13 protein-coding genes are annotated in these 12,973 nt (G+C 60.7%); 1 reads left to right on the top strand and 12 read right to left on the bottom strand.

The annotated features are described in order from the left end of the window. Nucleotide 1 precedes the first annotated feature (1 nt). Complete coding sequence (locus ACYZT8_RS00535) at nucleotides 2–1,702, bottom strand: vWA domain-containing protein (RefSeq protein WP_461978375.1); 1,701 nt, start codon at nucleotides 1,700–1,702, stop codon at nucleotides 2–4. 88 nt (nucleotides 1,703–1,790) lie between these two features. Continuing rightward, a complete protein-coding gene (locus ACYZT8_RS00530; protein ID WP_461978373.1) occupies nucleotides 1,791–2,351 on the bottom strand; it encodes a YbhB/YbcL family Raf kinase inhibitor-like protein in 561 nt (186 codons plus the stop codon). Between the two features lie 139 nt (nucleotides 2,352–2,490). On the opposite strand from ACYZT8_RS00530, the gene ACYZT8_RS00525 reads away from it, so the two are divergent. Then, entirely contained in the window at nucleotides 2,491–4,020 is a 1,530-nt protein-coding gene (locus ACYZT8_RS00525) for an FAD-dependent oxidoreductase (protein ID WP_461978371.1), read from the top strand. 76 nt (nucleotides 4,021–4,096) lie between these two features. Here the strand turns inward: ACYZT8_RS00525 and ACYZT8_RS00520 are convergent, their stop codons facing one another. The 10 genes from ACYZT8_RS00520 to ACYZT8_RS00475 form a co-directional block, all read right to left on the bottom strand. Beyond that, complete coding sequence (locus tag ACYZT8_RS00520) at nucleotides 4,097–5,602, bottom strand: YdgA family protein (protein ID WP_461978369.1); 1,506 nt, start codon at nucleotides 5,600–5,602, stop codon at nucleotides 4,097–4,099. Between the two features lie 282 nt (nucleotides 5,603–5,884). Further along, nucleotides 5,885–6,520, bottom strand: a complete 636-nt coding sequence (locus ACYZT8_RS00515) for an NADH:ubiquinone oxidoreductase subunit N (RefSeq protein WP_461978368.1) — start codon at nucleotides 6,518–6,520, stop codon at nucleotides 5,885–5,887. Between the two features lie 81 nt (nucleotides 6,521–6,601). Next, nucleotides 6,602–8,050 carry an efflux transporter outer membrane subunit gene (locus ACYZT8_RS00510; protein ID WP_461978366.1) on the bottom strand — a complete coding sequence of 483 codons (1,449 nt, stop codon included), beginning with the start codon at nucleotides 8,048–8,050 and terminating at the stop codon, nucleotides 6,602–6,604. Continuing rightward, nucleotides 8,047–8,934 (bottom strand): efflux RND transporter periplasmic adaptor subunit, encoded by an 888-nt coding sequence (locus tag ACYZT8_RS00505; RefSeq protein WP_461978364.1) that lies wholly within the window; start codon nucleotides 8,932–8,934, stop codon nucleotides 8,047–8,049. Before ACYZT8_RS00505 ends, ACYZT8_RS00510 begins: the two co-directional genes overlap by 4 nt. Further along, complete coding sequence (locus ACYZT8_RS00500) at nucleotides 8,931–9,140, bottom strand: DUF1656 domain-containing protein (RefSeq protein WP_008148151.1); 210 nt, start codon at nucleotides 9,138–9,140, stop codon at nucleotides 8,931–8,933. The genes ACYZT8_RS00505 and ACYZT8_RS00500 overlap by 4 nt, the downstream gene beginning before the upstream one ends. Next, nucleotides 9,137–11,209 carry an FUSC family protein gene (locus ACYZT8_RS00495; protein WP_461978362.1) on the bottom strand — a complete coding sequence of 691 codons (2,073 nt, stop codon included), beginning with the start codon at nucleotides 11,207–11,209 and terminating at the stop codon, nucleotides 9,137–9,139. Before ACYZT8_RS00495 ends, ACYZT8_RS00500 begins: the two co-directional genes overlap by 4 nt. Beyond that, nucleotides 11,206–11,634, bottom strand: coding sequence for a MarR family winged helix-turn-helix transcriptional regulator (locus ACYZT8_RS00490; RefSeq protein WP_461982329.1), 429 nt, complete (start codon nucleotides 11,632–11,634; stop codon nucleotides 11,206–11,208). The genes ACYZT8_RS00495 and ACYZT8_RS00490 overlap by 4 nt, the downstream gene beginning before the upstream one ends. 134 nt (nucleotides 11,635–11,768) lie before the next feature. Next, complete coding sequence (locus tag ACYZT8_RS00485) at nucleotides 11,769–11,963, bottom strand: type II toxin-antitoxin system Phd/YefM family antitoxin (protein WP_461978360.1); 195 nt, start codon at nucleotides 11,961–11,963, stop codon at nucleotides 11,769–11,771. Nucleotides 11,964–12,051: 88 nt separating this feature from the next. Further along, nucleotides 12,052–12,306 carry a DUF2789 domain-containing protein gene (locus ACYZT8_RS00480; protein ID WP_461978358.1) on the bottom strand — a complete coding sequence of 85 codons (255 nt, stop codon included), beginning with the start codon at nucleotides 12,304–12,306 and terminating at the stop codon, nucleotides 12,052–12,054. Nucleotides 12,307–12,445: 139 nt separating this feature from the next. Further along, entirely contained in the window at nucleotides 12,446–12,907 is a 462-nt protein-coding gene (locus ACYZT8_RS00475; protein ID WP_461978356.1) for an aminoacyl-tRNA deacylase, read from the bottom strand. Nucleotides 12,908–12,973 lie beyond the last annotated feature (66 nt).

The following is a 12,973-nucleotide window of genomic DNA, read 5'->3' as shown; positions in this document are numbered from 1 at the left end:
GTCAGTTGTAATCTCCTTTATGCGGCTCACTGTTGGAGGCGGTGGTGGTGCGCAGGCTCTGCGCCAACTCCACCAGTTGCACAAACTCTGCCCGCAGACCGAATCGGTCGTCACCCCGTGCACCACGTGCCAAAGCCTCGGTGTCCTTCAGGCTGAAATCACCGGTGTAACGCCCGTCCTTGAGTTGCTGGGAAAACGCTGCCACGGCCGCCGCAAATCGCAGGTCATCACTGGCTTTGCCAACCGAACCACCCGCGATCGGCCGCTCGATCAAGCGACTTTTCCCACCTTCCGGCAACTGATAACGCACACGCAGCATCGCCAATTCCCCGGTCGTACCAGAAGCAGCCGACTCAGATTTGCCATACCGCAGCGGCTCCAACCAGCCCTTCTCGCCCTTGGGGACAATTTCGTACAACGCCGTCACCGTGTGTCCTGCACCGATTTCTCCGGCATCGACTTTGTCATTACTGAAATCCTCACGCTTCAGCGCCCGATTCTCATACCCGAGTAGCCGATATTCGCTGACCTGCGCCGGGTTGAACTCCACTTGCAGCTTCACGTTCTTTGCCACCACCGCGAGGGTTGAACCGAGTTGATCCACCAGCACCTTGCGTGCCTCGCGCAGGTTGTCGATGTAGGCGTAGTTGCCATCGCCGGCGTCGGCAAGTTGTTCCATCAGGTGTTCATTGTAGTTATCCACACCAAAACCCAGCGTGGTCAGGGAAATGCCGGTCTTGCGTTTATCCACAGCCATTTGCTTGAGGCTGTCGAAGTCGCTGATGCCGACGTTGAAGTCTCCGTCCGTGGCCAAAAGGATGCGGTTGATGCCTTTGGCGATGAAGGCCTGCTGCGCCATCTGATAAGCCAGTTCGATGCCCGAGGCACCCGCCGTCGAGCCGCCGGCGGTTAATTGATCGATCGCTGTGCGAATTTTCGCTTTTTCGCGTCCGGAAGTTGGCTCCAGTACCACACGGGATTCTCCCGCGTAGACCACCAGTGACACGCGATCCTGCTCGCGCAGTTGATCGACCAGCAATTTCAGCGTGCTTTTGACCAGCGGCAAACCTTCGCGCCGGTCCATCGAGCCGGACACGTCCACCAGAAACACCAGGTTGGCCGGTGCCAGTTCCGCTACCGCACGGTCCGAGGCCTTGATGCCGATGCGCAACAAACGGGTATGCGGGTTCCACGGCGACGGCGCCAGCTCAGTAGTCACGCCGAAGGGCGAGCCGTCCGTGGGCAACGCGTAATCGTAGGGAAAGTAATTGACCATTTCCTCCAGCCGCACCGCGCCTTCGGGCGGCAGACGTCCCTGATTCAGCAAGCGGCGAACGTTGGCGTAAGCACCGGTATCGACGTCGGCGCTGAAGGTCGAGACCGGCGCCTCGGCCACGCTCTGAATCGGGTTATCCGCGAGTGCCTGATATTGCTCACGCTGCTCATCCCGATAACCCGGCGCAGCCATCTCAGGCGCAAAACCCGCTATGGGTGCCGCACGCACACTGCGCTTGGCCATCGAGGCATCCGCCGCAACGGACTCGCTGCGCACCAGCGCCTCAGTCTTCATTGCGCCTTGAGCCGGTGGCGACACCGCAGCGGAATCAGGTTTAGAGGAAACGCCGCAACCGGCAACGGCCAGCAGCAACCCGACGGTGAAACCCTGGGCGGCCGGGCGGAGGAAGTGCAGAGGGAGGGACATGGGGGCTGACCTCAGGAGGAAATTGATCCATTCATCCTCTGAGACGAGCCCCCGTTCAGGTTCGGGTTAAACCGGCCGAAAATTAATTTCAGCGGTGATAACGCCGCACCACGCTGCTGTTTTTCAGCACATGGCCTTTGATTTTCTCCAGCAATTGCGCGCGTGTCAGGCCGGCGGGCAAGGCGTCCGGAGCGAGGTCCAGTGCATAGAGCTGAATAATGTAGTGATGCGCACTGTCGCCAACCGGCGGGCAAGGGCCAACGTAACCGGTGGTGCCTTTGCTGTTGGTGCCGCCGACGCCCTCAAGGGCGGATTTTGCGCCGACACCGGCCGCAATCTGGTGCGTGGTGGCTTTGATGCCGTAATGCACCCAGTGATCGACCCCCTGACCTTTCTGGCCGTCGGGATCGTGCATGACGATGGCATAGCTCAAGGTGCCTGCCGGGCCAGTGTTCCAGTTCAGCGCCGGCGACGCGTTGTGTCCGCCGCAACCTGGGGCATCGCTGGCGGCGGCCGAGGTGAACAGCCGGTCATCCGTGACACCCGGGATATTCAGGGTGAAACGCTCCTGGGCCTGCGCCGGAAATTGCACGCAAAAGGCGACTGCAACGGCCGCCAGCCAAGGGTTCAGAGAGGTCAATCGGGTCATTCCGGAGCACCTTGTGCGGAGGGGGACTTTTTCGGCTTGCGAACTATAGCGGTACCGTTCGTGCGGTGGCAGTGGGAATTGGCTGAACCTCGGGTTAAGCGCCAAACTCTTAAGTGAATCGCCTGCCTGGAGAGTGATCATGGCCCTGCACCGCGTCGCCCGTTTCGCCGATGTGCCCGAAAACCGAGGCCTGGAAGTACGGATCGCGGACACCAAAATCGTTTTGCTGAAGGTCGGCGATCAATTGCGCGCCTATCAAGGCGAATGCCCCCACGCCGGGGCGCCGCTGGCCGAGGGTGCGCTGTGTCATGGGCGCCTGATCTGCCCGTGGCACAAGGCTGCGTATCGGATCGAGGACGGCGGGTTGTGCGAACCGCCTGCCCTGGACAGTCTCAAGCGCTTTCCCTTGGAAATGCGCGATGACGAGGTCTGGGTCGACGATCAGCCGCTATCGGATCCCCACACACCGCCGGCCGATGATGAGCGCACGTTTGTGATCGTTGGTGCCGGTGCCGCTGGCACGGCCGGTGCGGCGGCATTGCGCGAAAAAGGCTTCGGCGGGCGCGTCGTGTTGATCGACCGTGAAGCCGATGCCGGTTACGACCGGACGGTGCTGAGCAAATTCGTGATCGCCGGGGAGATGCCGCCAGAAGAAGTCCCGCCACTCCGAGACGAAAGCTTCTACCGCGAGCAGCGGATCGAGCGAATAACCGGTGAGGTGGCGAGCCTGGATGCAGCCAACAAAACACTGCGACTGGCCGACGGTCAGTCGCTGACGTATGACGCGGCGTTGCTGGCTACCGGCGGCACACCCAACCCCCCCACGCTGCCCGGCGCCGACCTGCCGCAAGTCTTCCTGCTGCGCTCCAAGGATCAGGCGACGCGGATTCTGAACGCCGCGAAACCGGGACAGCGGGCGGTAATCATCGGCGACAGCTTCATTGCCCTTGAGTCCGCATCGGCCCTGCGCCAATACGGCTTGGAGGTCACCGTGCTGGCCCGCCACGCGGTGCCCTTCGCCAAGCAGTTCGGCGAAGCGGTCGGCAAGTCGATTCGTGCCCTGCACGAGGCCAACGGTGTGGTGTTTTATACCGATGGCGAAGCCGCGCAGATCGAAGGCACGGATAAGGTCGAAGCGGTGAGACTGGAAAACGGTCAACGTTTGCCGGCAGACCTGGTGCTGGTCGGCATCGGCGTCAGCCCGGCAACGGAACCGTTTGCCGACCTGCCCAAGGAAAAGGATCGTTCACTGCAGGCCGACGGTGGTATGCGCGTGGCCGACGGGCTCTGGGCGGCGGGTGATATCGCGACCTTCCCGCTCAACGGCCAGCCGCAACGGATCGAGCACTGGCGCCTGGCCCAGCAACAGGCACGCATCGCTGCAGCGAACATGCTGGGCGGCGACGAACACTACCTCGACGTTCCGTATTTCTGGACCTGGCACTTCGGTAAAAACTACGACTACCTCGGTCATGCCGAAACCTGGGACGAAGTCGAGTTCAAGGGCAACCCTGACCATCCTCCGTTTATTGGCCTGTTCAGCAGGAACGGCGTGGTCGCGGCGGCGGTTGCCTGCGACAAAGAGCGAGCGATGGCGATGCTCGCTGAGCGGATGAAACAACCGTTGCCGGTGGATGAGGCGTGGCGGCTGATTAGGGACGTGGATTAGGTTTTAAACACCCGACAGCAAAACGCCCGGCGTCTGCGTGTCGCAGAGGCCGGGCGTTTCGTTGAAGCGAGCGGTTTTACTGAATCGGTGCAACGCCGCCGAGCTTGCTCATCACGAAACCGACAAATTGCTCAACGGTCATTTTCTGGCCGTTGAATTCCACCTGATTGTTGGCGTAGTGCAGGTGGGTGACGATGTCGTTGCCTTCCAGTTTGGCGAACTGTGTGCCAACCGCCATGCTGCTGAACATGTCCGCGGTGGCCGTCGCCTGATCGGCAACGAGCTTGACGTCGGTCTGACCGTCGATTTCCGATTGCACGGTGAGCAGGTCGACGAGCATTGGCTTGGACACTTTCAGGTTGAAATCCAGCAGCGCGATCAGCTGTTGGGTCAGCTGGTCTGGCGGCAGGTCCATGGACTGCGGCTTGGTCAGGTCGAGCACCAGGTTGGCGCGGCTTTCACCATTGATGGACTTGAACGACAGATTCTCCAAAGCCACCTGCGGGCCAGCGGCGAGCAGTTTTTCCAGATTGGTTTTGACCAGCGCCTCTTCGGCCGGGGTCAAGACCAGTTCTGGAGCCTGCTCACCGGCGGCAGCGGCCTCAGCGGCAGCCTTCTCGTACGGCTGCAACTTGGTCTGATATATCTGCATCAACGCCATGGTCGCCGGCATGTCGAGGTTTTTCAGGCTCATGGCCATCTGTGCGGAGCCGACAGTCTTGCCATTCAACGACACTTCGCCGACCTTGTAATCGGCACGTCCCGAACCACTGGTGCCCGATTCTTCGGTCAGGTTCTTCATTTCAAATTTCTTGAGACCCAGCACCGACTGCTTGGCGCCGAAGGTGGTTTTGCTGTCGGTCAGCTCCAGGGTGTTGTCGCCGATGTAATAGCCGTAGGTGCTTTTGGTCAGGTTGCTGGCCACGGTCAGGCCGTTCAGCTCGACCTTCACCGGCGTCTGATCTTCAGCCACCGTGGTCAACGTCAGTTTGTCCATGTAACCGTTGGCCTTGACCTTTTGGGCCTGGGCGCTGGCGGCGACGTCGAGGTTCAGACCGGAAAACGTCAGGTTGGACTTGGCATCCAGCGCGACGTCCAGCGGCAGCAATTCAAGGGTGCCGTTGGTAGATTCGTCGTAACCGATATTGACCAGGCCCTTGAGCGGCGACTTGTCCTTGGCAGCGGCGAACCATTTTTCGGTGGCTGGGGTTCTTTCCAGTTCGTAATGACTGGTGGCCATGACCGGCAGCCATTTCAGCGACACCAGACGGGAGAACGGCAGCGGACCGTGTTCGATGTGGTCGACGAACAACAACTCGACCGGCGCTTCACCGAACATTTCGCCTTCGCCCTTGAGGCGGTAGTGCGCGGTGCTGCTGAACACATGGCGCTCCAGCGATACCAGTTCCAGCGACGCTTTGCCGTTGGAACCGACCAGCGCGGCGTTCAGCTCTTTGTTGGCGTCGGCGATCGAGGTGTTCAGCACGCCTTCAATTTTGGTGCCGGTGTACCAGGCACCACCGGCGCTGATTGCACCGATGGCAACGACGATTCCAAGAAGCACGCCTGCTGATTTATTCATGAATGACCCGATCAATGTCCGTTGTTGAAAATGTGGTCGTCTTCCCTGAACCCATGACGGGTTGCGGTCGCGACTGCGCTGAAAGTGCGATGCAGATTAGCATCAGGCGCACGGGGCGGCCCAATGATTAAAGGTTAAAGAGTGTCTATGGACCGCGCGTAAGGGTCGAGAGTTTCGGCGCATATGAAATCGCCATCGCGGGCAAGCCCGCTCCCACAGGTTTATCGCAATCCTTGTGGGAGCGGGCTTGCCCGCGATGGCGTCAGCTCAGGCAACACAAATTCAGGAATACTGCACTTCCATCTCATCCAGCTGATGATCAAAGCTCTTGAGCCGCGCCGTCCACGTATACACCAGCACTTCAAAATCGCGATTGATCACCGCCCCGCCCGTCACTTCCGCGCGGGGATCGCAGAAGTCCAGCTGATAGCGTTCGCGGGCCATGGCGTTGGCAACATCGGAGAGCTCACGGGCATTGTTGAGCCAGTGCCTGTCGTCGTCGGAGACTTGTTTGTCCAGTTCAAGGCACTGTTTTTTCAGGGTATCGAGGCTTTTTTCCAGCGGCGTGCCGGTAAGTTCGCCCATGACTTCCTGAAACGTGCGCCCCGGCTGCCAGTAGCTGCCCCAGAAATACCGGTCAAACACGGTTTCGACCCGGCGCAAAGCCACCTTGGTGTCCCAGATCAGCACCAGGGTCTTGCCTTGTTCAAGTTGTCTTTTTTTGATGCGCTGGCCCTGGACTGAAGCCCAGGCCACCACGACGATTGCCATCACGGCAATCAGCGCCGCGGCGCTGTCGAGGAACACCAGCGCCTTGTCGATCTGGTGGGCCAGCATGATGCCGTAGAAATAGGTGGCCGACAGCAAAACCAATGCTGCAATAGCGCACCAGAAGCCGGGAGCATAAGGGTTTTTCATTATTAGATCCCCATGACCAACGCGAGCCTTGAACGATGAAATCGACACGCGACCTCATCAAGTCAAAGCATAGCAACGGCCTCAGGGTTTGCCGGGGTTCGTGCCTTGCGTTCGTCCGCTTTCCCAACCGCCACCCAAGGCGAGGAACAAATCGATCTGGCTCATGGCAACCTGGGTGTTGGCGGAGGCCAATTGGGCCCGCACATCGGTGTAAGTCCGGGTCGCTTGCAGGTCCGCCAGGAACGACGCGCGGCCGGCCTGGAAGAAACGGTGGGTCTGGTCTGCGGCCAGTTGCGCCGATTGTTCGGCGTCGGCCAGCGCATCGCGACGTTGCAACAACGCGGAGTACTGGGCCAGACCCGTCTGGGTTTCGCGGATGGCGTTGAGCACCACGCCATCGAAATGCGCCAGCGTGCCTTGGGTCGCTGCTTCGGCTTCACGGATTCGCGCTCGCGAGCCGTTGGACGGGACGGTCCAGGTCAGCAACGGGCCGAAGCCCCAGCGATTGGTCGCCGGTTTGCCGAGGTTCTCCAGGATGCCGACGGTACCGACCGTCGCGCCGATGCTGATGTCCGGGTACAACTCGCCGGTGGCGATGCCGATGCCGGCAGTCGCGGCCGCCAGTCGGCGTTCGGCCTGGCGCACATCGGGTCGGCGCTTGAGCAAGGTTGCGCCGTCGCCGACCGGCAACAATTGGGTGATTTTCGGCAATTCGGCGCAAGTGGCGGTTCCGGCAGGCAACTGCTCAACCGGCTTGGCCAACAACATCGACAAGCGGAACAACCCGGCCTGACGCGCCGCTTCATAACGAGGCATGTCGGCGCGCAAGGATTTGAATTGGGTTTGCGAACGGGTGACTTGGGTTTCGTCGCCGCGCCCGGCGTCGCGCAGACGCTGGATCAGGGTGGTGCCTTGGGCCTGCAGGTCGAGGGAGTGCTGGGCGATTTCCTGCTCTTCATTGGCCGCGCACACTTGGGTATAAGCCCGGACCACATCCGCCACTAAGGTGATGCGTGCGGTATCGACAGCGGCTTGAGTCGCGTCGGCATTGGCCTTGGCCGCTTCGATCCCGCGCTGCAAGGTGCCGAACAAATCGAACTGATACGACGTAGTAATGCCAATGTCACCGACGTTGGCCACCGGCACTTTCTCCGGTAGCAAGAAGGCTTCGCCGGATTCCTGCAAACGCTGGGCGCCGATCTTCACACCACCGCTCCAGCCACCCGCAGCCTGCGCTTCGTCGACCTGAGCGCGGGCACGGGAAAGGTTCGCAGCGGCCACGCGCAAATCGGTGTTGCTGGCCATGGCTTGCTGCACCAGTTGGTCCAGGCGCGGATCCTGATACAAGCGCCACCAATGGGCGGGCACCGGGGCTGAAACGACGTTTTTACCGTTGACCGATAAGTCGCCCTGCAAGTCTTCACGGTGGATGGCAGCGTCATCCGGCAAGTGATAATCCGGCCCGACCACCTGACACGCCGACAGCAACAGGCCCAATCCGGCGACAGCCAAACCCGAGGCCCTGCTCATTTCGCGGGCTCCTGCGGTTGGTCATCCATGATCGACACCGTCGCGGTCCGTCCGGCGATCATGCGGAAGTCGGCCGGCACGTCATCGAAGGCAATCCGCACCGGGATCCGCTGGGCCAGCCGCACCCAGCTGAACGCCGGATTGACGTTGGGCAGCAGGTTGCTGCCGCTGCTGCGGTCGCGGTCCTCGATGCCGGCGACGATACTTTCCACATGGCCGCGCAAACGCGCGCGGTCGCCGACCACCCGGATGTCGACCGACTGGCCGACATGGATGCCGTCGAGTTTGGTTTCTTCGAAATAACCGTCGATGTGGAACGAGTTGCTGTCCACCACCGACAAAACCGGGCGCCCGGCGGTGACGAATTCCTGTGCACGCGGCGCGCGGTCGTTGACGTAACCGTCCACCGGGCTGCGAATGGTCGAACGGTCGAGGTTGAGCTGGGCGCTGTCCACCGCCACCTGGGCTTCCATCAACGCCACTTCGGCGCGGGCCACCCGCGACTGGCTTTCTTCCAGTTGTTCACCCGGCACCAGATTGCCGAGGCCACGGTTACGCTTGGCTTCGCGTTGCGCCTGGGCCAGGGTTTCCTGTCGGTCGGCGACCGCTGCCTTGGCCTGACGCAAGGCCAGTTTGAAACGGTCCTGGTCGATGCTGAACAGCACCTGGCCGCGTTTCACCAATTGGTTGTCTCGCACTTCCACTTTCTGAATCAGCCCGGAAACGTCCGGGGCGATCTGCACGATGTCGGCTCGGATGTGCCCGTCCCGGGTCCAGGGCGCGAACATGTAATACATCACCATGCGCCAGACCATGACGACGGCGAAGGTCACGATCAACAGGGTCAGGACCACGCGACCGAGGGTCAAAAAAGGCTTTTTCATGTCATCAGGTATCGACTGAGTGAGTCCACGGCGCCGAGGAGCAAGGCGTAGAGAGCCACGTTAAACAATGCCCGGTGCCAGACCAGACGGTAAAAGTGCAGGCGCGTCAGCAATCCGTGCACCAGCAGGAACAGCACGTACGTAATGCCCATCAGCACCAGCAGCGTGGGCAGGAACACCCCGCTGATATCCAGATCACCGATCATAAAGGCGCTCCATCGATGCCATGGGGAAGCGGTTCTTCGAGTTCACCCGAGGCGACGAATTCCACCCCCGGCAGCAGCGACAAACGCAGACCGCTCAGGGCATGCAACAGGTGCAGACGCGCGCCGTCATCACACTCGGTGTTGAGGGCTCGGCGGGTACGGTCGAGGGTCATCAGCAGCGGGCTCGGGGCCGGCAACCGCTCGCCCGCCTTCAAACACGCCTTGAAGTATTCGCCGACCTCGGCCACCACTTGATGCAGTAGCGCTTGCGGTGTGCCTTGCACTCGCGGCGTATAAGCGAGGAGATCGAGCAAGTTCAGCGCTACACGTACTTCCCGCAGCGCGATGCCGGTGTCTTGCCCGGTCATGGCCAGCCGCGGCAGGTGCTGCATCAGGCGATCGAGTATCTGCACGCCGAGGTGCCGGTGCTCGGCCAGCGTAGCCGGCTCGGTCAGGCTGACAATGTCGCGCCAGCTGAAACGGGTCAGGCGCTTGGCCGCCAGTTCCGCGCCGAACGGCCGGGCGATCAGGGTCCAGACAAACGCAAACAGCAAGCCGACGGGGCCGGCCAGGTTGGAGTTGGCGAAGCTGAGAAAATCCGCGTCGTAAGCGCCCTGAATGCTGATGAAAGACGAGGTGTTGACCAGGGTCAGCAGCATGCCCAGGTAAAACTGCGGCTTGACCGTCAGGGTGCCGATGCAAATGAACGGCACGGCAAACGCCAGCACCAGCATCGGGAAGTCATGCAGGTTGGGCAGCACCAGGAACAGATAAAGGCTGGCAAACAGCACCGACATCGCGGTCCAGAAAAAGAACCGGTAAATCTGCGGCGCCGGGTCGTCCATCGAGGCGAAGAAGCTGCACGCCACCGCTGCCAGAATCACGGCGGCACCGCCGTCGGTCCAGCCGAGCAGAATCCACAGCACCGACGCGACAATGATCGCGGTCACCGTGGACGCCGCCGAATAGAGCATCAGCCCACGGTCGAGAAACGGCGACAGGCGACCCAGACGCCAATGCCGATACACCGCGCGCCAGCTGTCCTGGCTTTCGCACTGAATGGCGTATTGCAGGCTGCGGCAGTCTTGCCACAGATCGATCCACTCGCCAAGGCGATACAACGCGTTGGAGAACAGCAGCTGTTTGCGGTCATCCAGCGCTTCGGCGGACGGTTGCAGAGCCTCAAGTTGATCTTTCAGCGCCTGCCAGCGGTCGAGGTCGGCATCTTTGTGGCCGAGCCATTCGGTGGTCGCGATCAACAGCGGCGCGAACTTATCCACAAGCTCGGGCGTTCTTCGTTCAAGGGCATAGAGCGCGTCATCGAGGGCGTCGATCACCGGCAGCAGGTGAATCATCCGCCCGCGCAGCTCCTTGGTATTGCGCACCGTCTGCGGCCGCGCGCCCTCGTGGGGCAATTGACCGATCATCAGCTCCAGGCTGTTGAAGGTCGCCACCATCGCCGAACGCAAGGCACTGACTTCGTCCGGCTGCACGTTGCGGCTGAGGAAACGCAGGCTGTAAGTCGAGGCATCGGCGAACCATTTGTTCACCGAATCGTTGAACACCGGCGCCAGCCGACGGGGCCAGAACATCGCACCGACCACGGCTGCCACCGCGATGCCGAGGAAGATTTCTTCGGTTCGCGCTTCAGCGATATCCCACACCGCCAACGGGTTATCCACCACCGGCAAGGCGATCAGCGGCAAGGTGTAACCGGCGAGCATCAGCGCGTAACTGTTGGCCGTGCGCAGGTGCAAGGACAGAAACAGCAACGTCCCGGTCCACAGCGCGATCACCACCACCAGCACATACGGACTCTGGACAAACATCGGCACGAAAAACACCGCCGCCGCCGCACCGAGAAAGGTGCCGACCGCGCGGTATAAAGCCTTGGAACTGGTAGGGCCGACAAACGGGCTGGAAACGATGTACACCGTGGCCATCGCCCAATACGGACGGGGCATTTGCATGAGCATGGCGATGTACAGCGCAATCATCGACGCCGCAAACGTGCGAACCCCGTAGAACCAGTCCCGCGCCGGAGGAACGCCGGCGAAAAATCCGCTCAAGGGTTGGCCACCGACGGCGGATTGGCCGCTTCAAACGCTCTCAAAACCCGCAGCGTCGCTTCCAGATCACTGCGGTCGATGCCTTCGAGCACTTCATTGCGCAACCGCACCAGCTCGATCTCGACCGCCTGCACCAACTCCCGGCCGGTTTCCGTCAGGCTCAGGCATTTGGCGCGCCGGTCATAGGCATCTTCGGTGCGACAGACGTAACCGGCATGGCACAGCTGATCCAGCAGGCGAACCAGCGACGGACTCTCCATCCCTGCCGCCTGCGCCACCGTCACCTGCCGCACCCCCTCGCCCAGACGCCCGATCATCAACAACGGGACGGCGCAGGCTTCGGAGATTCCATAGTTGACCAGCGTGGTCTGGCAGATCTTCCGCCAATGCCTGGCGGCCACCACCATGGAGCTGCTGATGTTCATCTGGAGAGCGTCGAGGTTCTTCGGCACGAGGGGAAACACACACTGTTAGCTTGCTAACTATCAATATGGCATTGGAGGGGAAAGTTGGTCAAGTTTTGAAACAATTCTCAGGCGGACGGACAGATTTACGACACTCAACTGGACGCCAGGTTGAAATCACCTAAACGCACAAGCATCGCTTCATAAAGCTCCGGCGAAACCAGATAGGCCTTGATTTTATTGTTTTCGAGCACCGCAATCGGCCCGTCTTGCGACTCGCGCACCGCAGCTCCTGCGTTTTTCGCGAGTTCAGAAATGCTGATGACTCTTTCTGCCAAAACTCGTTGCATGACTCGCTCTCATAGCTGGACTCAACGCCATGAAAGCTACTTCAGCTCAGGTAATACCTTTCAGAAAAGCTGTGACAAGGTTTTGCGCTCAGATTTTTACACCCCCACGCCCCTTCCTCATCAGCACATCCAGTTGATCCACCACCTCCGCCCAATCCGCGTCATCCAGAATCTCGTCCCGCAAAAACTCCGCCTGACTCTTGGTCCAGAAAAACGCGTCCGCCAGGTGCAGGTCCGGTTTGAGCGGTGAATGGGTGGCGATGAATTGGTCGATGCTGACCGGATCGCTGTCCAGGCCGAGTTGTTTGAACAGGGAAGGAAGGCTGTGGGTTGGGGATTCCATGTCGGGCTCCTTTTTTATGGCAAATGATTGGGTGACTGCTTTGCAGTCAATCGCGGACAAGCCACGCTCCCACAGGACTGCGAGAACCCTGTGGGAGCGTGGCTTGCCCGCGATGACGGTATCACTAACGCCGCAAAACTCACTGGCTCAACTCTCGCACCTCCGCATGCGGCACCATTTTCAGAAACTGCGGCATTTCCATGTGCAGCAGATTGGTGTGGTTGCCGGCTTCCAGGTAGATGTCTTTCTGGCGAGTCAGCAACGGGTCGATGACCACGTCGAGCCCATAGGATTCGCCCAGGGCTGGCACGGCACCGCGTTCACAATCATCGAACAGGTGCGGCAGGTTGCTTTCCCGGGAGACCTGCCATTCGCCGCTGCTGCGTACTTTGCTCAGGTCCAGATGACGACTCGCCGGTAGCACAGCCATCAGGAAATGCCCGTGTTGGTCGTCGAGGATCACCGACTTGGCCACCCTTTCGGCAGGAATGTTCGCAAGCCGTGCGGTTTCAAGGCTGCTGGCCGAGTGCGGGTGGGAAATGATGTCATATTCGCAGTGCGCCTTATCCAGGCTGCTCTGCAGGGTTCTTGCCATACGCATGATGCACCTCGGTGTCCGCAACAACTTGCGCGGACGATGGTTAAAGCTTTTCTACGTACTGAAAGT

This window comes from Pseudomonas sp. LB3P93 (assembly GCF_054898025.1).
This window is presented reverse-complemented; position numbering and strand designations above follow the sequence as displayed.